We start from the raw sequence: 19,026 nt of genomic DNA, 5'->3' as shown, positions 1-19,026 counted from the left end.
CGCTGTGCGGTGGACCGAGCCTGCCAATCCCGCGTGACAGGCTCGGTTCCCCCGTATTTCCCGCCCGTTACGTCCTTGGTCGCCTGGTGGCCGCCCGGAGGCCCGTCAGACCTCCGCGAGGCCGCGCGGGGCCGTGGCGGTCGCGGTCACCGGGCGGCGAAGGTATACCGCCCAGGTGAGGGTGAAGCACACCGCGTAGAAGGCGAGGAAGGACCAGAAGGCGGCGGTTCCGGTTCCGGAGGTCTGGAAGGACTGGCGGAAGGCGAGGTTGATGGCGAGCCCGCCGATCGCGCCCACCGCACCGATGAGTCCCATGGCCGCCCCGGAGAGCCGCCGTCCCTCGGCCGCCGCCGCCTCTCCGCGCAGGCCCCGGCTGATCGCCTTGGCGTGGAAGATGCCCGGGATCATCTTGAACGTGGAGCCGTTGCCGAGGCCGGACAGGACGAAGAGGGCGATGAACCCGACGAGGAAGACCGGCAGCGACTCGGCGCCGGAGGCGTAGACGACGACGCCGGTGGCCGCGGCCATGGCGGCGAAGTTCCACAGGGTGATACGGGCGCCGCCGTGCCGGTCGGCGAGCCGGCCGCCGAGCGGGCGGATCAGTGAGCCGAGCAGCGGGCCGATGAAGGTGAGGGAGGCCGCCTGGAGCGGGGTGCGGCCGAACTCGGTCTGGAGGACCAGGCCGAAGGCGAAGCTGTATCCGATGAAGGAGCCGAAGGTGCCGACGTAGAGGACGGCCATGATCCAGGTGTGCGCCTCGCGCACCGCCTGCTTGGCGGCCCCGGTGTCGTTCCGTACGGGGGTGAGGTTGTCCATGTAGCGGGCGGCGCAGAGCGCGGCGACCACGATGAGCGGGACGTACACGCCGAGGACGATCCGGGGGTGGGTGGCGCCGGCGGTGCCGATGACCAGCAGGCCGATGAGCTGCACGACGGGGACGCCGATGTTGCCGCCGCCCGCGTTGAGTCCGAGTGCCCAGCCCTTCTCGCGCAGCGGGAAGAAGGCGTTGATGTTGGTCATCGAGGAGGCGAAGTTGCCGCCGCCGATGCCGGCGAGGGCCGCGACGGCCACGAAGGTGCCGTACGAGGTGCCGGGTTCCATCACCGCGAACGCGGCTGCGGTCGGCACCAGCAGCGAAAGGGCGCTGAACACCGTCCAGTTGCGGCCGCCGAACCGGGCGACGGCGAAGGTGTACGGGACGCGGACGATCGCTCCGACCAGGGTGGCGGTGGAGATCAGGAAGAACTTCCCGGCGGGGTCGATCCCGTACTCCGGGCCCATGAAGAGGACCATCACGGACCAGAGGGACCAGATGGAGAATCCGATGTGCTCGGAGAGGACGGAGAACCAGAGGTTCCGGCGGGCCACCGGGCGGCCCTTCTCCTGCCAGAAGGTCTCGTCCTCCGGGTCCCAGTGCTCGATCCAACGGCCAGCCATCACGCGCCTCCACGGGGGTCGGGGTGTTGACTCCGACGCTAGGGAGTGCGGGTTACCGTGCGGTGCCCCGAGGTGACCGGTGCGCAACCTTGCTCTCACCGGGCCGGGTGCGGCCCGGTGAGAAGGACGTCATGTGCGGGAGCGGTCCGCGGACGGACGGGAGCGGACGGGCCGGTACCGGCCGACCGGCCGGTGCCGCGGACACCCGTACGGGCGCGGAGGAACCGCCGGACGGACTGAGCCGTGACCCGCTGTCCGCCGCGACGTCCTCGATCCGGCCGGACGCCGGTTCGCCCGGCCTCTCGGTCGTCGGGTGGACGCGACGACAGGGCCCCCGGTGACGCAGGCCCGGGGCGGTGGTCCCGGGCCTGCCAGGAGGCCCCGCGTGAGGAGGAGAAGGCTCACTCGCCGTCGATCAGCTTCTTCACCTCGGGAGGAAGCCGGGTGCCGGAGTAGGCGGCGACAGTCCGTGTCCCGTCGGGAGTGTCCCCGACCGCGACAGCGATCCCGGGGTCGACCCCGTCGATCTCGTAGACGGTCACGACTTCCTGCTCCGCCTCGTCACCGCCGTCGTTCTCCTCGCACGGAGGGACGGTGGCCGAGCCGAGCTTCTTCCCGACCGGGCCGTCCGTCTTCGAGACGTCCCGGTAGATCCGCCCCTCGTAGGCGACGCGGTAGGCACACGACGCCGAGCCTCCCTCGCTGCTGCCCGAGGAACACGCGGCCACCGACATCACCGTGAGCACGACTCCCGAGGTACAGCGAGCCACGTTCATCCTGTCCTCCCCAACGGACATTCCCTGCCTAGTAGATGCTGCGGAGGCCGAGGACGTCTCCCTTGCCCAGCGTCCTCGCCGCGGTCGAGCACGTGAAGGAGTTGGTGTACATCGTCAGGTTCGAGTGACCCGAGCCGACGTGGCCCATCCCGAAGGCGTGGCCGGCCTCGTGCGTTCCGACGGAGCGGATGTCGTACAGGTTGTAGCAGCTGCTGGTCGGGGAGTTGGTGAAGTTGTAGTCGTTGGTGTTGAACCGGACGTCGGCTTCACGGAGGTCGTTCTTGACTCCCGGGGTGGGCCAGGACCACGAGCAGGTCGTGGCGACGACGCCGTTCTTGAGGTTGCCGGCGTCCCAGGTGCTCTTCCCGTCCCGTGAGGTGCACGAGGAGTTGCTGTTGATGTCAGCCTCGTAGGTGGTGGTGCCCGAGTAGTGCGAGCTCGCGGAGACCGAGTCGCCGTAGCCGCAGTTGTTGTAGCTGCCGGTGATGTTGTTGATGGCGTCGGCGAAGGCGGCCTGGGCGCTGCTGCGGGAGAGACCGCCGGGCATGCCCCCGTCCCCGATGTACCAGTTGTAGGTGCCGTACTCCTTCAGGTCCTTGGTGGAGTAGGCACCGTCACTGCACGCACCGGTGGCACTGGTGGAGTCCAGGTCCGGGACCTCGGGCTCGACCCCGGAGGAGGAGTCCAGCGCGTCCGGGTCGACGGTGTCCGGCTCGTCGGTCACGTCGTCCGTGGTCGTACTCGGGTTCCCGAGACTGTCGACGGCGTCGATGCCGCCGGTCGGGGCGTCCGGGCTCGACTCGTCCAGGTTGTAGGAGACGACGCCGTCCGCCGACACCTCCAGGGTGAAGCCCTGCGACTCGCCGTCGGTGGTCAACACGTCCACCGTTACCGCGGTGTTCGCTTCCGGCACCGTCACGCCGGTACCGCCGAAGGTGACCACGCGGCCGACCACGGGGCAGCTGACCACCGACGTGCCCGCCGGCAGCGTGCTGACGGTCAGGTCTCCGCTGGCGGGCGGACAGACCTGCGGTCCGTCAAGTCCGCCCCCATCGGCGTACGCGCCACCGCCCATCAGCGAGAACGACGCCGCCAGAGCCATTGCCGCTATTCCCACGCCGGCGATTCTTCGATTGTTACGAGCCACTTTCTACCCCCACTTGTCCACTTATGTGAAGATCCTTTTGATGCCCTGTGAAGCTAGCGGCCTGGAGATCACTTGCGGTAGAACAATTCCAGCCGAGCCAATTCCGGCCAACTTCCGGGTGGACAACACGGCCAGGAGGGACACGGTGGGGCGGTTCAGGGCATTGGAACCCAAAGAATTGCAGGTCATTGACGGCGCACACTCAGGACTGCTTTTCTCTGTGGGCGTCCGGTGAAGATCCAAGCCTGGGGGGGGCGGACTTCTCACACGGTCCGGCATTCCGTACCGTCCGTGCACCTCTACGGCTTTTACGCCCGGCGCGTCCTGGTCATGCCGCGACGCAATGCGCGGCTTTACCCGCGCCCAGAGGGTGGCGGGAGTTTCGCGATTGCTGTTTTATCCCGCGGCCTTGACGGGCCGCGCTGTAGATGGAGCGAAATGAGAAGAACCATATGGTCCACCGTTGCCCTGGCGGTGACGGTCGTGGCGATCGGCACGGCACCGGCCCATGCCGATCCACTGGACTCCAGCGGCCCGGCACCGACCGCGAAGGTGGATCAAGCACTGAGCGGGCGGGTCGCCGACGGGGAGACGGTGAGGGTGAACGTCACCACCCGGACCAGGGCCGATCTTCCCGACGCCGCCCAGGTCGGCGAAGTGGTGAACGAGTTGCACCGGTTGCCGGTGGTCACCATGCGGGTCGACGCGGCGGACCTGAACCAGTTGGCCGCCCAGCCCGGCGTGGTGAGTGTGACCGAGGACCGGCCGGAGCGCCCGACGCTGGCCGAGAGCGTTCCGCTCATCGGCGGTGACAAGACCCGGGCCGCCGGACTGACCGGCGCGGGCAGTGTGGTGGCCATCCTGGACACCGGTGTCGCCACCCATCATCCCTTCCTGGCGGGACGGGTGACCTCCGAGGCGTGCTTCTCGCCCATCGACGCCGGCTACGGCGCGACCAGCCTGTGCCCCGACGGCACCGACCAGCAGGAAGGCACCGGCTCCGCCGACTCGGAGGCCGGCCCCTGCGCTTCCCTCGACTGCGACCACGGCACCCACGTCGCCGGTATCGCGGCCGGCAACGGACAGAACGTCGCCGACGCCCCGGCGGCCGGTGTCGCCCCCGGTGCGAGCATCTTCGCCCTCCAGGTCTTCAGCCGGATCGACTCGGAGGCCTACTGCGGTCTCGATGCCGCACCCTGCGTGCTGAGCTTCCCCAGCGCCCAGCTCTCCGCCCTGGAGATGGTCCTGGACATGAAGCAGTCCGGGATGCCCGTGGCGGCAGCCAACATGAGCCTCGGAGGCAGCACCCAGTTCACGGCCGCCTGCGACACCGACATCCGCAAGCCGGCCATCGACGCGCTCTACGCCGCCGGTGTCGCCACGGTCGTCTCCGCCGGTAACGGCGGCTCCGCCACGGCGGTCACCGCGCCCGCCTGCGTCTCCTCGGCGATCTCGGTGGGCAGCACGACCAAGCAGGACGAGATCTCCTACTTCAGCAACCGCGGCCCGCTGGTGGACGTCTTCGCCCCGGGCAGCGACATCGTCTCCTCCGTCCGCGACAACGCCTGGGAGGACCTGAGCGGCACCTCCATGGCCGCTCCCCACGTCACCGGCGCGTTCGCGGTACTCCACCAGGCCTACCCCACCAAGACGGTGGCCCAGCTGGAAGCGCTCCTGAAGAGCACCGGCAAGCCCATCACCTACGCGGGCACCACCACCCCACGGATCCAGCTCGACGCGGCGGCCCTGTCGACCCAGCCCCCGACGCCTGCCGGTGAGAACGCGTGGAAGCTCGCGACCAACGGCACCGACACGGCCGGGACGAACCCGCTCACCTCGGTCGGCGGCCCCACCTTCGCGGCCACCGACGCGCCCTACAGCCTGGCGGGAGCGGCTTCCTTCAACGGCAGCACCGCCTTCCTGAAGAGCAGGACCAGCGCCGTGAAGACCACGCAGGACTACACCGTCTCGGCCTGGGTCAAGATCAACTCGGCCGTCGAGGCCACCGCGGTCTGCCAGGGCACCAGCCAGTACCAGGCCTTCTACCTCGGCTACGACCCCACCAACAAGGGCTGGATGTTCCAGACCACGACCACCAACGACGCCAACAACGACTGGGTGACCGCCGAGGGCGGTACCAACACCGGCCCGGTCGGCGTCTGGGCACACCTGGTCGCCACCTACAAGGCTCCGGTCAGCGGTTCCGGCACCGGTCTGATGACGCTCTATCAGAACGGCACCTACCAGGGCAGGGCTCTGAACACGACCCCGCAGTACGACCCCACCACGCCGTTGACCGTCGGCGGTTGCGTCAACTCGGCCACCGAGACCACTCCGTACAAGGCATTCCCCGGCAAGGTCGCCGACGTCCACGTCTACCCGTACGCGATGGACGCCGCCCAGGCCGGCAAGGCCAGCACCACCGTTCCCACCGGGTGGACGGCCGGCATGCCCGAGGACCGGTGGAAGCTGAGCACCGCCGGCACCGACACCGCCGGCATCAACCCGCTCACCCTCTCCGGCGGCGCGAGCTGGACCACCGACGTGCCCACCGGTAGCGGTCTCACCGGCTCGGCCTCCTTCAACGGCAGCACCGGCCTGCTGAAGAGCAAGCAGGCCGCCGTCAACACCACCGGGAACTACACCGTCTCGGCCTGGGTCAAGATCAACTCCGCGGTGGCCGCCACCGCGATCTGCCAGGGCACCACCCAGCACCAGGCCTTCTACATCGGCTACGACCCCGGCAACAAGGGCTGGATGTTCCAGACCACGACCAGCAACGAGGACGACACCGACTGGGTGAGCATCGAGGGTGACACCAACTCCGGACCGGTCGGCACCTGGGCGCACATCGTCGCTACCTACAAGGCGCCGGTGAGCGGCGACTCCACCAGCGGCCTGATGAGCGTCTACCAGAACGGCGTCCTCCAGGACTCCCTCCACAACATGACCCCGCAGTACGACTCCGGCCTGCCCCTGACGGTGGGCGGCTGCGTCAACTCCGCTTCGTCCACTTCCCCGTACGACGCCTTCCCGGGCAAGGTCGCGGATGTCCACGTCTACCCGCGCACGCTGACGGCCACCGAGGTCGCCGCACTCAGCTGAACCCTTCCCAGGGAGTTCGCCCCCTGACAGGCGCCCCGCTCCGCACGGCAGACGCTGTTGGTCCCGCCAACCGCGTCCGCCGGCCGGAGCGGGGCGCCTGCTTCCGTCGCGATTCGGGCCGGAGGGGGACCCCGCAGGTGCGGCACGCGGCGCACGACGCCGACGGTGGTGACCCCCGACGGGGCCGTTCCTCACCCCTGGGACGCCATCGTGGACGCGTCCGCTTCGGGCAGCCACGAATCAGGGGGTCGTACCATCCACCCCTCCGACGACTGAAGTTGCACGGCAGCCCTACGGAGTGCGTCCAGCCCGGGGTGCCGCATCCCCTTCCGGTGGACCAGCAGGAGCGGGGAGAGCGGGACGGGGCGTACGAGAGGCCGGAGCACCGTGCCCGGAAGCGGAGGAAAACCGACAACCGCGAGCACCGGGTGCCCCGTCTTCGCCATGACCCGTTGGAATTCAGCCACTCCTACGGCAAGCGGAGTGGGCGGTGCCAGGCGGATGTCCCACTCTTCGAAGAGGAGTGCGGCGAGGTCGGTCCACTCCAGGGTGCGCGCGTTGCCCGCCCCGGCGTAGACGGTCTCCCCGGCCAGATCGGCGAGGGCGACGACCTCGCGTGCCGCGAGAGGATGAGCGGACGGCAGCAGAACGGCCATCGGCTCGTAACGCACCGGCTGCACGTGGAGCCCCGCGCGCACGGCGGGGTCCAGCCCGCCGGCGCGGCCGAAGGAGGCGTCCAGCCGTCCGGCGAGGATCTCCCCGGCGGCCCAGGTGAGGCCGGACTCGAAGCGCGCCATCAGCTCGCACTCCGGGGCGAGTTCGCGTGCCCGGTCCAGCACCCGGGCCGCCGTCATCCCGTCCGTGTTCACGTCCACCAGGAGCGGCCGGGCCGCCGCGTCGGCGAAGGCGGCGCCCAGCGCCGCGTGCGCGTCGAGCACCCGGCGCGCGTGCGGGACGAGCCGTTCTCCGTCCGGGGTGAGGACGACCTGCCGGGTGGTGCGGACGAAGAGTGCGGCGCCGAGCAGCCGCTCCAGCCTGCGGATGTCCCGGCTCAACGCCTGCTGGGCCACGAAGAGGCGGGCGGCGGCCCGGGTGAAGTGCAGGTCTTCGGCGACGGCGAGGAACGCGCGCAGCAGCCGGGGATCGAGGTCGGGGACGGTCACCGGGGGAATCTACAACACGGACGCGTGAGTCGGGCCCGAGCCGGTGTTGGACCGGACCGCGGTGCGCGGCCGACGCTGTCGGGGTGCCGAACCCTGCCCCCGCCACCACTGCGCCCACCTCCTCCTCTCCTACCGCGGCCCCAGCCCCAGCCCCGCCCGCCGCTTCTTCTTCGCCGGCCGCCTCCCCCATATCCCTGGGGCCCGCTCCCCGTAACGCGTATCTCCGGCTGCTGCGCACCCCCGGCACCCGAGCCTTCACGGCGGGGAACCTGCTCGCCCGGCTGCCGATGGGGATGTTCAGCGTCAGCGCGGTGCTGATGATCGCCGGCTCGCGCGGCTCGTACGCCCTGGCGGGGGCGGTGACCGCGACGGGCCTGGTGGCGACGGCCGTGGTGGCACCCCTGACGGCACGGCTGGTCGACCGTCACGGTCAGGCCAGGATCGCGGTCCCCGCCACGGCGCTCGCCGCGTTCGGCGCCCTCGCCCTGGCGCTCTGCGTGCGTCTCGACGCGCCCGCCTGGACCCTCTTCGTCGCGTACTCCGCCACGGCCACCGCCCCCAACACCGGGGGAATGTCCCGGGCCCGCTGGTCGCACCTGCTCCGTGACGACCCGGCCGCCCTGCACACCGCCAACTCCTTCGAACAGGCCGCCGACGAGCTCTGCTTCATGCTCGGCCCGGTCCTCGCCGCCACCCTCTGCGGCACACTCTTCCCGGAGGCGGGGACGGTCACCGGGGCGGTGCTGATGATGACCGGCATCCTGATCTTCGCCGCTCAGCGCTCCACGGAGCCCCCCGTCGCCCCCCGTACCGTCCGGGCGCGCTCGCCGTTCCGCTCCCCCGGCATGCCGGCGCTGCTCGCCGTGTTCCTGGCGACGGGTGCGGTCTTCGGCACGATGGAGGTCGTCTCGATCGCGCACGCCGGGGGCGCCGTCCTCGCCCTCCAGGCCACCGGCTCCTGCGTGGCCGGTCTGCTCTACGGAGCGCTGCGCCCGGCCCGGAACCTCTCCCGCAGGCTGACGCTCTGCCTCGCCGCGATGACCGCGCTGATGTGTCTGCCGCTGCTCGCGGTCGCCACCACCGGCTCGCTCCCCGTCCTCGCGCTCTGCCTGCTGGTGGCGGGAGCCGCCACCGCGCCGACCATGGTGACCGGCATGACGCGCGTTCAACGCCTCACCCCCGCGAACCAGTTGAATGAGGGCATGACGCTCGCGGTGACCGCGCTGCTCGGTGGTGTCGCCGCCGGATCGGCCACCGGCGGCTGGCTGGTGGAGCACGCCGGCACGATCCCCGGTTACGCCGCCCCCGCCTGTGCCGCCGGACTCGCGTTCGTGGTCTCGGCCGTCGGTACGGGCCGGTCGGGGCACGTCGGGGCCGTCGGCCGCCGCACCCGCCGTCCGTCGAGTTCACGCACATGAACACCGGGTGAGCTGGGGCTCTCGCGCGCGGTCTTGACGGCTTCCTGGTCCGTACCTATGGTCACCGGCCAGCAGGCGTGTTCAACCCCCAGCGCTTCGTTCACGTACGAGAACGGATGGCCCCCACATGCCAGTCACCCCCACACCCGTGCCCGTCACCCCCACACCCGTGTCCGCCACCCGCCGCCGTCCCGGGCGCCCCGCCCTCCTCCTCACCGTGGCCGCCTCGACCGCCGCACTCGTCGTCGGATTCCTCTCCGGGCCCGCCGCCCCGCGCGCCGAGGCCGCACCCGCCACCTTCACCCATCCCGGGGTGACCGTCTCCCGCGGGCAGTTGGACTTCGCCCGCGCCCAGGTCACCGCCGGCGCGCAGCCCTGGAAGGGCGCGTACGACCAGATGACGGCGAGCGGCTACGCCAGCCTGAGCCGCACCGCAAAGCCCCGCGCGACCGTCGAGTGCGGCTCCTACTCCAACCCGGACAACGGCTGCACGGACGAGCGCGAGGACGCGATCGCCGCCTACACCGATGCCCTCGCCTGGTACATCACCCGCGACGAGCGGTACGCGAAGAAGTCCATCGAGCTCATGGACGCCTGGTCGGGGACGATCACGAGCCACACCAACAGCAATGCCCCGCTCCAGACCGGCTGGGCGGGCTCCTCGTGGCCCAAGGCCGCCGAGATCATCAAGTACACGTACACCGGCGGCTGGACCAACTCCGGCCGCTTCGCGACCATGCTGCGGAACGTCTATCTGCCGCAGGTCATCAACGGCTCGAACTCCAACGGCAACTGGGAGCTGTCGATGATGGAGGCCGCCGTCGGCATCTCCGTCTTCCTGGAGGACAAGACCTCCTACGACAAGGCCCTCGCGAAGTTCCGCACCCGCACGGCGGCCTACGTCTACCTCGCCTCGGACGGTGCGGTGCCCAGGACCGTACCGAGCCAGAACCTCGACACCACCGCGAAGATCGTCAGCTACTGGCAGGGCCAGTCCACCTTCGTCACCGGCCTCACCCAGGAGACCTGCCGCGACTTCACCCACACCGGCTACGGCATCTCGGCCATCTCCCACATCGCGGAGACCAGCCGCATCCAGGGCCAGGACCTCTACGGCACGGACGTCGGCGAGCGGCTGCGCCAGGCCCTCGGCTTCCAGTCCACGTACCAGCGCGGCGGGGCCGTCCCGAGCTGGCTCTGCGGCGGCTCGCTCAACCTCGGCCTCGGCCCCGTCACCGAGGTCGGGTACAACGCCCTGCACAACCGCCTCGGCATAGCGATGACCAACACACAGGCCCTGACCGAGCAGAACCGCCCGGCGGGCAGCAACAACCTCTTCGTGGCCTGGGAGACCCTGACGCACGGCGACAACCCGAACTGACCGGGTCGGGCCGGCCGGGTCCTTTCGGGCCGGGCCGACCCTCGTCCGTTGAGGCTCACCCCGCCCAGTCGGCCCGCCCGTCGTGGAGGTACACCGGATGGCCGGAGCCGAGCCGGGCCACCGCCGCCGAGAAGCGCCGGGCCATACGCTCCCCGAGCATGCTCACAGCGGTCCCGGCGGCCACGAACCGGACCTCCGACAGCTCCTCGTCCTGAGGCCGGAGCGTCGCCACGGTGCCGGGGCCCACGACGCCGCCGTCGAAGACGAACGCCAGCTGGTCGTCCCAAGGCCCGTGCGGCGGAACCCAGTCGACGACGAGCGGGCCACGCAGCCGCACGGTCAGCCCCAGCTCCTCCCGCAGCTCCCGCGCGGCGGCCACCTGCGGCGGCTCATTGGCCTCGACCATGCCGCCCGGCAGGTCCCACCCCGGTTTGTACGTAGGACGTACCAGCAGAAAACTCCCTGCCCCGTCGCGGACCAGCACGTCGGCCGCGACCCGTTTACGTGCCTGGGTGGCATTGCCCTCCGCGAGATGGGCGTTCCAGGCGGCGGGGTCTGCGGGTGTAGGCCTCATGAACCTCAGCCTCCGGCGGGGGCGATGATGTCGGCGAGCAGAAACATTCTGGACCTCCGCGCCTGCCCGAGTCGCTCCAGAAGGTCCCGCACAGGCTGGTACCCACCGTGGGGCCTCAGTGCGGCGCTCAGATCATCCATATGCTGGATCACCCGCACCGACCCGAGCGAGGGACCCAGCGCATCAAGAAGTTCGTCTCCTGTGGACACAGCCGCGTCCAGATCTGCACGCTTCACGTGCAGACCTGCCAGTGCGATGCGGGCCAGGGCCATGGATCTGGCCCTCTCGGCGTCCCGTAGGGCTACGGCCCGCTCGGCGTACTCCAGTGCCTGTGCGTATCGCTTGGCGTCGCGGAGCACGAGCGCGGACTCGCTGGCCAGCGCCGCGGCATCGAAAGGGCTGACCCCTGGGTGCGAAGACGGTGTGGGGCTGTCGAGAGCACGGTGGGCGAGGTCCAGCGCCTGACTGGCGAGACCGAAGTTGCCGGAGACGGCGAGGGCACGCGCTCGCATCGTGTGCAGCCTTGAAACGAGCGAGGGGACAGGGGAGCCGTCTCCGAGGGAGTCCAGCCCGCGTTGCGCCCAATGCGCGGCAGCGGCCGGATCGCTGCCCTGAAGCGCCAAGTGGCTCCTGCTGGCAGCGACGTTCGCCGCCAGTGCACTGTCGCCGCAGCCTTGGGCGAACGCCCACGCTCGGGCGAAGTGACGGGCCGCCACGTCATCGTGTCCGGAATCATGCGCCATCCATCCCGCCATCTCCGTCATGGAGGCTGCTACCGCGAAAATACGTGGCCCTGCGCCCACGTCCATCAGACGAGGGCCCAGGCTTCCGGATAGGTGGCGAACAACGGCGCCGTACAGCAGACCCCCGCCGATGTGACGATCCGCATTCCGAAATGCGGTCAGAGCGGCGAGGTCGCTGTCGTCGTCGTGCGTAGTAGCTGGGAGTGGCGGCTCTGCGCCTTTGAGTCCGTAGGGCTCCCACGGTCGGGCTGCGAGGCCGAGCATGTGACCCGGAATGTGGAAGGCATCGGCAATCTGCTCGAAGATGGCGAGCTTCTCCACACGGCTCTTCCCGCCCATGTAGTCGTAGACCCTCCCCTGAGTAATCTGCGCAGCGGCCGCGATACGGCGCGTGCTGATGCCTCGGTGATTCAGCAACGTGAACAGCGCTCCCATGTCGCGCCGGGCACACGCTTGCACCAACCTCTCGTCATCCAGAAGGCCCGCCACAACCTCACGCGCGTCTGTCGGCACCCGACCCATCAGTCGCCCCCTCCCACTGTCTGTTGTCTGGTGCTCAACTTGCTGAGTAGTGCTCAACGTAGTCACGCGGGTCCAAGTTGGAGTCACTCCTTGGAGTCACGCACGGAACCGGGCATCCCTTTGACTGGTAACCGTCGCCGGGCGCGTTTCGCCCGGTGCCACAGGACTGGCGAACCAATCCCGAAGAGAGGAATACACGTGCCCCCACGCGACCTGTTCTCCACCCGCAAAGCGGAGGACGACGACGAGGATGTCGTGATCGAGATCGGCGATGCCGCCCAGCTCACCGAGGGCCAGGGCAAGGGCAGCAGCGAGGACAAGCGCCGCGCCTACAACAGCTGAGGGACGTATGACGGTGGCCCCTGGCGCGTCCGGGGGCCACTTCCACATCAACTCAAGCAGTGGAGAATTTCTGTGTCCGTAGGTGGTTTCAGCACGGCGGGGCCTTCCTGGCCCCATCCTCTGGGAGCCTCTCGCATTTCCCCGTCGTCGTCCGTTTGGCGCTTGGGTCGGACCCGTGCCCGCGTAGCGGTCTTCGGAGTGCGACGCACATGGGTGATCGGTCTCTGCGGCGCAAACGACGAGCAGTTGCGCGCCCTGGTTACCCGGCCCGTGCCGCCTGACGTGACCTGGCGGTGGCCCGGAAGCTACGCCGTCATCGAGGAGGGTCCTGAGGAAATCGTGCTGCGCACCGACCCCGCGGCATCATTTCCTCTCTACGCGACGCGGTGGGGACCGGGATGGGCGTGGGCAACCTCCGCTCGGATACTCGCTGCGCTCACAGGCGCAACGCTCGACAAGCGGCGTCTGGCTTGCGCCGTTCTGGCGCCGTCCGTGCCCGCACTGGCGGAAGGCCGGACGTACTTTGCCGGGGTGGATCAACTCGCGCCCGGCAGCCGCATCGCGCTTCCGCGCGACGGTTCGGTTCCTCGTCACCAGACAGTCTGGCGCCCCGATCCGGATCCAGAGCGACCCGCCCACCACCGCCTTCGGCAAGCGCTGGAGCAAGGCACAGCGCTACGCGTTCAGAGCGACATGCATCTGACCAGCGATCTTTCCGGTGGTCTCGATTCCTCTCCCCTTGCGATCCTCGCCTCTTTGGCCCTGCCTGAGCCACTCTCCCTGAACGCCGTCACCATCCACCCGCCCGGAATGCTTGACGGTGCTGACCTCCGCTACGCCCGAATGGTCGCCGCGCTCCCCATGAGCCGCATCCGGCACCGCCTACTTCCGATGGGCGTCGAGCACCGACCGTATTCGCAGATCTCCAGCGTGCCACCGACCGACGAACCCGCGCCGTCGACGTTGACCCAGGCCCGACTGATCGGCCAGTTCCGGTGGATGCGTGATCACCTCGGCTCACAGACCCACCTGACGGGCGACGGCGGTGACAGTGTGCTGTTCCAACCTCCGGCTCATCTTTCCGACCTTGTCCGCCAAGGACGTTGGCGGCAAGCAATGAGGCAGACGTATGGATGGGCGCGGCTGCAACGCGCTCCTGTCGCACCCCTTGTTCGCGCCGCAATCACCATGGCACGCACGCCCCGTTCCGAAGCGGCGACGGAGCTCGCCGAGCGCATCGCGAGAAGAGACTCGGGCACTCGAAGCGACTTGCAGTGGTTCGCCTTGCCTCCTGTGCCTGGCTGGGCAAGGGAGGCGGCCATCATGGAACTGACCGACGCCGCCATCGACATGTCCCGCCGCACAGATCCTCTTCCAGGGCTCGACGCCTCGGTCCGCACACTCGTGGACGAGATTCGCGAGGTCGCCAGGACCGCTGCGGCTGACGGCGAACTCGCCTCCAGCTGCGGCATCGACCTTCACAATCCTTTCCTTGACGCTGCCGTCGTGGATTCGGTCCTGCGCAACCCCATGGCGCATAGATCGCCACCCCACAGCTACAAACCACTCCTGATCGCAGCCGTAGGCGATCTTCTGCCGGCTGCCCTGTCAGTCCGAGCCACCAAAGGCAGTTTCGAAGCCGACCACTACGTGGGCATGCGTGCCAATATCCATCTCCTACTGCCCCTGATCGATGGGCATCTCGCCGGCCTCGGACTCGTCGATCCCACCCTCTTGCGACGGCATCTCCATCACGCGGCTGTCGGCGTCCCAGTACCTTTGGCATCCATCGAGCAGGCCCTGACGGTCGAAGCCTGGCTACGTGCGCACCACAGAGAACCCGTCCCAGCCTGGCGATACACACCTGATCAGGCGTCCACATGAAGGAAGTTCCTCCCTACGCCTCCGCCCATCCGGACATCCGCGCGATCGACTTCAACCATGTGCTGGTACTCATCGACTACCGCACAGGCCGGGTTCGGTGCCTACTTCCCGCAAAGGCAGCCCAGTGGCGCGACGTGATGACCACGGGTCACACCGCCTCCTTGCCAACGGCAGGGGCACGGTACTTGCTGACCATGGGGCTGCTGACACCCACGCCCTTTCCTCGGCCGATGAAGGCGCCCGTGGTCGTTCTGGCGCCGTCATCGAGCTGGGGGAGCACCGAACACGCGGCTGGCGTTGCTCGCCCCTCACGGGGTCCTTGGTTGGCAGCGGCGGCGGCCATGACTCTGGTGTTCGCCGTCAAGCGAGCGGGACGGACAGGCACCACGATGAGGCGCCTGACGAAGACGTTGGACTGGGCGTCATCACTTGGCCGCCTGCCCGCATCAGCAGAGCAGGTCAGAAGTGCAAGCGACGCTGTACGCCGGGTGGGGTGGCTCTCTCCGGGCCGAACAGCGTGTTTGGAAGAATCGGCTGCCGTTGTCCTGCTTCTCTCCGCTCGGCGCCTCGGGGTGACATGGTGTCACGGTGTTGCTCCGGACCCCGTACGACTGCATGCCTGGGTAGAGACATGGGACGGAGAAGCCGTAGGCGAGCCCTACTCGACTCGGGCGTACACGCCCGTCCTCACGATCGGAGATCCCCGCCATCGCCTCTGACCCGATCCTCTGGATCAGCTCACCGCCATGCGCCCTCGGCCCCTACCGGCCCGATCTCTTGGAGACCTACTGGCGATGGGAGCAAGACCCCGCCCTCCTCGTCGGATACGGGCGTCAGGGACCGGAGTCCCTGGAAGCCCGGACCGACGGGATGACCCAACAGCTCCACGGCGACAACCTGCGCTTCACGATCTACGAACTGGCCTCCGGAGCACCAGTTCCTGTGGGCGTGACGACTTTGCTCCCGGATCACAGCGTCCGTACAGCCGAGTACGTGATCATGCTTGCCTCGGACGCGCGTGGCCGCGGCTTGGGACGAGAGGCAACTCGACTCACCCTCGACTATGCCTTTCACGTGACCAACTTGCGCATGGTGTGGCTCAAGGTCCTCGCCCCGAACACGGCGGCCGTCAACGCCTATCTCAAGGCGGGATTCCATCGCTCAGGGACGCTCAGGGAATCCGGCTACTGGCTGGGCGAGGTGTGCGACGAGATCATCATGGACGCGCTTTCCTCCGAATTCTCTGGCCCCTCTTCCGTGAAGTCTCTGTTCGCCACCTGATCCGAGGAGATGGACAGGAGCAGGGGCGGCGGGACAAGGCTCTACCCGGCCGCGAGGCAGCCGGCACGACTCGTCCGTCTCTCGGTCTGCTCCGGATCTGACCGACCGCACGACAATCCGCACCACTGGCCGGCCCCCGCTGATCGCCCAGCGGGGGCCGACCGCTCGTCCCTGGAGGCTCACACCCTGCGGTCGCCGCGGTGACGGCCGAGGGCGCGGCCGAACCGTTCGGAGACCGCCGGCATGATGCTCTCGCCGTCCGCGGGCCTGTCCAGCCCGAAGACGTAGCCGGGGAAGTCGAGTTCCTTCTGCACCGCCCAGATCGCCTCGTGCTCCTGGGGCGGAAGCACCTGGGCCGGATCGCCGACGGCGATCCAGCCGATGGGCACCGTCGTATCCGGGGGCAGCACCGTGCGCAGGTGCACGATCCCGTTGATCCGCACCTCCGTACGGGTGCCGATGCGGGCGCCGTTGAAGACCCGGGTGCCCGTGGCCAGGAACACGTCGTCCTCGACCGTGCAGCCGGTCAGATACGAGCCGGGGCCCACCAGGACCTGCCGGCCCAGGCGCAGCGGGTCGCGGGCCGTCCCGCGCAGGACCGCGTTCTCCATCACGATGCAGCCCTCGCCGAGTTCCACGGGTCCGCCCTCGGCGGTGAGTACCGCACCGAAGAGCACCCGGCTCCCGGCGCCCACGCGTACGTCCCCGCAGAGGGTCGCCGTCGGAGCCACGTAGGCCGATGGATGAACGGTGGGCGATACGCCTTCATGATCGATGAGCATGCCGAGAGCATGCACCACGCATGCACCACCCGGGAACGCCACTTCCGGAACGCCGCTTCCGGAACGCCGGGGGCGGTTTCACGGGTCGAGACGGCTTTACCCCGGGGAGAAGGCCCCCGGACGCGAAAAAACCTCTGCCCCGCGAGCGAACTCGCGGGGCAGAGGTTTACATGGGGTTGTGGAGATGGCGGGAATCGAACCCGCGTCCAACGGTGCGGAACCAGGGCTTCTCCGAGTGCAGTTCGCTGCGCTTTTCTCGGCCCCGGAGGTCACGCGAACAAGCCTCCGACAGGCTCAGTCACTGTTTGATTTCCTTCTAAGCCCCGTGACCGGGCTTAGAAGTTTAGATCCCTAAGTGATGCCAGGATCCGGGCCGGGACCACTCCCGGGCTGACACTCCGCAGAGTCTTCGCTAGCTGCTAATTAGGCAGCGAGGGCGAAGGCGGAGGAATCGCGCTTGGAATTGGCGATTATTGTTTGCGACATATGGTTTACGAGATCATTGTCGCTTCCTCGACTCGCTTCCCCTGCTTCGACATCCGCTGTCGAAACCGATCATCCCCATGTTGTTTTTTCAATACGCGCACCCTCGCTGGGGTGCACGGCCCATCGTACGTGACCAACGCCGGACTGTGCCACCGTATTCCCACCGGTTGCCCGCCGGTGACCCGCTGGTCACCCTTCCCGCCGGTCATCCTTCCCGTCTGCCCGCGTCCGGGCGGGGCACGCCTCGCGCGGACCGGTCACGCACTGCGCTGTCGGCGGCGGGCCGCCGAGATGGCGCGGTTGGTCTCGCGGGTGTCCTGCTTCTCGCGGAGCGTCTGGCGTTTGTCGTACTCCTTCTTGCCCTTCGCGAGCGCGATCTCGACCTTGACCCGGCCGTCCTTGAAGTACAGGGCGAGCGGGACGATGGTGTGCCCGGACTCCTTGGACTTCGACTCGAGCTTGTCGATCTCGGCCCGGTGCATCAGCAGCTTCCGCTTGCGCTTCGCCGCGTGGTTGGTCCACGTGCCCTGCACGTACTCCGGTACGTGGATGTTGTGCAGCCACGCCTCGTGCTGGTCGATCTGGACGAAGCCGTCCACCAGCGAGGCCCGGCCCATCCGCAGGGACTTCACCTCCGTCCCCATGAGCACGAGCCCGCACTCGTAGGTGTCGATGATGTGGTAGTCGTGCCGCGCCTTCTTGTTCTGCGCGATCATCTTGCGCCCGGTGTCTTTTTCCTTGGCCATAGTGCGGTCATTTTCGCACTACGACCCACCCCCGAGGCCACTCAATACTGTCTCGGCCCGTTCCAGGGCCCCCGTACCGACCACCACGTCCGGGGTGATCCCCCGGCCTTCCACCCCGCGGCCGCCCGGCGTGCGGTACTGCCCGACGGTCAATTCGGCCACCGCGCCGTCCGGCAGCTCGCTCGGCATCTGCACCGAACCCTTGCCGAAAGTGGGCGAACCGACCGTGACCGCACGGCCCCGGTCCTGGAGCGCACCGGTCAGCAGCTCGGCCGCGCTCATCGTGCCGCCGTCGACGAGCACCACGAGCGGGCGGCTCGTGTCCCCGCCGGACTCGGCGTACAGGGCGCGCTGCTCCCCGTGCACGTCGTACGTGGCGACCAGGCCGCCGTCCAGGAAGGCGGAGGCGGCGACGACCGCCTCGCCGACCAGCCCGCCGCTGTTGGCGCGCAGGTCCAGGAGGATGCCGGCGTCGCCGGGCGCGGACCGTACCGCGTCGCGGATCTCGGCGCCCGCGCCCCGGGTGAAGGCCGTCGCCTTGATCAGCACGGTGGAGGTGGGGCCGGTACCGAGCCGGCGCACGCTGACGGGCTCGGTGGTGAGCCGGGCGCGGTGCAGGAACTCCGTCCGGGCGTGTCCGTCCCGCTCCAGGCCGAGGACGACGGAGGACCCGGGCTTCTCGTGCGTACCGTCCCCGCGCAGCCGCGCCACGACCTCGGCGACGGGTCGCCCCCGGGTCCGGTCGCCGTCCACGGCGGTGAGCACGTCGTCGGCGCGGATGCCCGCGCGGTCGGCGGGGCCCCCGGGCTCGACCCGGGCCACCCGCACCCGCCCGTCGGCGGTGCGTCGGGCGGAGAGGCCGACGCCGGTGTACGAGCCGTCGAGCGCCTGCTCGAACTCCTCGTACTCACGCTCGTCGTAGACGGCGCCCCAGCGGTCGCCACTGCGGCTGACGAGCTCCTCCGCGGCCTCCGTGGCGGACTTCCCGTCCGCGGCGGCCCCGGCGGCGGCCTCCGCCAGCTCCTGGCGGTCCACGGAGCGGTCGCCCGATCGGGCGCCGGGTACGAGGGCGGAGGCGACCGGGCGGGTCCGCGGGTCGGCGCGGGCGGGCTCGTCGCGTGGGAGGGACCCGGTGGCCGCGCCGGTGGCGAGCACTCCGGCGAACAGCAACGACAACGCCGCCCCGCGGCGCAGGCCGCGGGGCCCGTACCGGTACAAGGGCCCCTGCATGGCAGCGAG

General features: G+C 69.3%; 16 protein-coding genes and 1 other RNA gene. 7 read left to right on the top strand and 10 right to left on the bottom strand.

The features are described 5' to 3' along the window. Positions 1–105: 105 nt before the first annotated feature. From ACFYPN_RS31270 to ACFYPN_RS31260, 3 genes are all read right to left on the bottom strand, one after another. Positions 106–1,437 carry a nitrate/nitrite transporter gene (locus tag ACFYPN_RS31270; protein WP_389302956.1) on the bottom strand — a complete coding sequence of 444 codons (1,332 nt, stop codon included), beginning with the start codon at positions 1,435–1,437 and terminating at the stop codon, positions 106–108. A gap of 401 nt (positions 1,438–1,838) precedes the next feature. Next, positions 1,839–2,213, bottom strand: coding sequence for a DUF6281 family protein (locus tag ACFYPN_RS31265; protein ID WP_389302954.1), 375 nt, complete (start codon positions 2,211–2,213; stop codon positions 1,839–1,841). Positions 2,214–2,241: 28 nt separating this feature from the next. After that, positions 2,242–3,330, bottom strand: coding sequence for a peptidase M10 (locus tag ACFYPN_RS31260; RefSeq protein WP_389302951.1), 1,089 nt, complete (start codon positions 3,328–3,330; stop codon positions 2,242–2,244). A gap of 468 nt (positions 3,331–3,798) precedes the next feature. On the opposite strand from ACFYPN_RS31260, the gene ACFYPN_RS31255 reads away from it, so the two are divergent. After that, complete coding sequence (locus tag ACFYPN_RS31255; RefSeq protein WP_389302948.1) at positions 3,799–6,465, top strand: S8 family serine peptidase; 2,667 nt, start codon at positions 3,799–3,801, stop codon at positions 6,463–6,465. A 191-nt stretch (positions 6,466–6,656) separates the two neighbouring features. Here the strand turns inward: ACFYPN_RS31255 and ACFYPN_RS31250 are convergent, their stop codons facing one another. Continuing rightward, positions 6,657–7,628, bottom strand: a complete 972-nt coding sequence (locus tag ACFYPN_RS31250; RefSeq protein WP_358760363.1) for a LysR family transcriptional regulator — start codon at positions 7,626–7,628, stop codon at positions 6,657–6,659. Positions 7,629–7,711: 83 nt separating this feature from the next. On the opposite strand from ACFYPN_RS31250, the gene ACFYPN_RS31245 reads away from it, so the two are divergent. Together ACFYPN_RS31245 and ACFYPN_RS31240 are read left to right on the top strand one after the other, a co-directional pair. After that, positions 7,712–9,046: an MFS transporter gene (locus ACFYPN_RS31245; protein WP_389302944.1), complete on the top strand. Its 1,335-nt coding sequence runs from the start codon at positions 7,712–7,714 to the stop codon at positions 9,044–9,046. Between the two features lie 127 nt (positions 9,047–9,173). Then, positions 9,174–10,427 (top strand): alginate lyase family protein, encoded by a 1,254-nt coding sequence (locus tag ACFYPN_RS31240; protein WP_389302941.1) that lies wholly within the window; start codon positions 9,174–9,176, stop codon positions 10,425–10,427. Between the two features lie 55 nt (positions 10,428–10,482). Here the strand turns inward: ACFYPN_RS31240 and ACFYPN_RS31235 are convergent, their stop codons facing one another. Continuing rightward, a complete protein-coding gene (locus ACFYPN_RS31235; protein ID WP_389302938.1) occupies positions 10,483–11,001 on the bottom strand; it encodes an NUDIX domain-containing protein in 519 nt (172 codons plus the stop codon). A gap of 5 nt (positions 11,002–11,006) precedes the next feature. Next, complete coding sequence (locus tag ACFYPN_RS31230; protein WP_389302936.1) at positions 11,007–12,332, bottom strand: XRE family transcriptional regulator; 1,326 nt, start codon at positions 12,330–12,332, stop codon at positions 11,007–11,009. A 132-nt stretch (positions 12,333–12,464) separates the two neighbouring features. Between ACFYPN_RS31230 and ACFYPN_RS31225 the strand changes: the two genes are divergently transcribed. From ACFYPN_RS31225 to ACFYPN_RS31210, 4 genes are all read left to right on the top strand, one after another. Then, entirely contained in the window at positions 12,465–12,608 is a 144-nt protein-coding gene (locus ACFYPN_RS31225) for an albusnodin family lasso peptide (protein WP_358760358.1), read from the top strand. 72 nt (positions 12,609–12,680) lie between these two features. After that, positions 12,681–14,492 carry an albusnodin/ikarugamycin family macrolactam cyclase gene (locus ACFYPN_RS31220; protein ID WP_389302933.1) on the top strand — a complete coding sequence of 604 codons (1,812 nt, stop codon included), beginning with the start codon at positions 12,681–12,683 and terminating at the stop codon, positions 14,490–14,492. After that, the gene (locus tag ACFYPN_RS31215) at positions 14,489–15,211 is read left to right on the top strand and encodes a lasso peptide biosynthesis B2 protein (RefSeq protein ID WP_358760354.1); all 723 of its coding nucleotides are present in this window, start codon (positions 14,489–14,491) and stop codon (positions 15,209–15,211) included. The genes ACFYPN_RS31220 and ACFYPN_RS31215 overlap by 4 nt, the downstream gene beginning before the upstream one ends. Continuing rightward, positions 15,192–15,773, top strand: a complete 582-nt coding sequence (locus tag ACFYPN_RS31210) for a GNAT family protein (protein WP_358760420.1) — start codon at positions 15,192–15,194, stop codon at positions 15,771–15,773. Before ACFYPN_RS31215 ends, ACFYPN_RS31210 begins: the two co-directional genes overlap by 20 nt. A 179-nt stretch (positions 15,774–15,952) precedes the next feature. Here ACFYPN_RS31210 and ACFYPN_RS31205 read toward each other — a convergent pair whose 3' ends face one another. From ACFYPN_RS31205 to ACFYPN_RS31190, 4 genes are all read right to left on the bottom strand, one after another. Continuing rightward, the gene (locus ACFYPN_RS31205) at positions 15,953–16,555 is read right to left on the bottom strand and encodes a gamma carbonic anhydrase family protein (protein WP_389302929.1); all 603 of its coding nucleotides are present in this window, start codon (positions 16,553–16,555) and stop codon (positions 15,953–15,955) included. 176 nt (positions 16,556–16,731) lie between these two features. Continuing rightward, positions 16,732–17,118, bottom strand: a transfer-messenger RNA (tmRNA) gene (gene ssrA, locus ACFYPN_RS31200). 180 nt (positions 17,119–17,298) lie between these two features. Then, positions 17,299–17,787, bottom strand: coding sequence for an SsrA-binding protein SmpB (smpB, locus tag ACFYPN_RS31195; RefSeq protein ID WP_358760350.1), 489 nt, complete (start codon positions 17,785–17,787; stop codon positions 17,299–17,301). A gap of 18 nt (positions 17,788–17,805) precedes the next feature. Then, positions 17,806–19,017 (bottom strand): S41 family peptidase, encoded by a 1,212-nt coding sequence (locus ACFYPN_RS31190; RefSeq protein ID WP_358760348.1) that lies wholly within the window; start codon positions 19,015–19,017, stop codon positions 17,806–17,808. Between the last annotated feature and the right edge of the window lie 9 nt (positions 19,018–19,026).

The organism is Streptomyces sp. NPDC005576, assembly GCF_042871745.1.
Taxonomy (GTDB): domain Bacteria; phylum Actinomycetota; class Actinomycetes; order Streptomycetales; family Streptomycetaceae; genus Streptomyces.
Note: the sequence above shows the minus strand (reverse complement) of the source record. Positions and strands in the feature narration are given on the sequence as shown.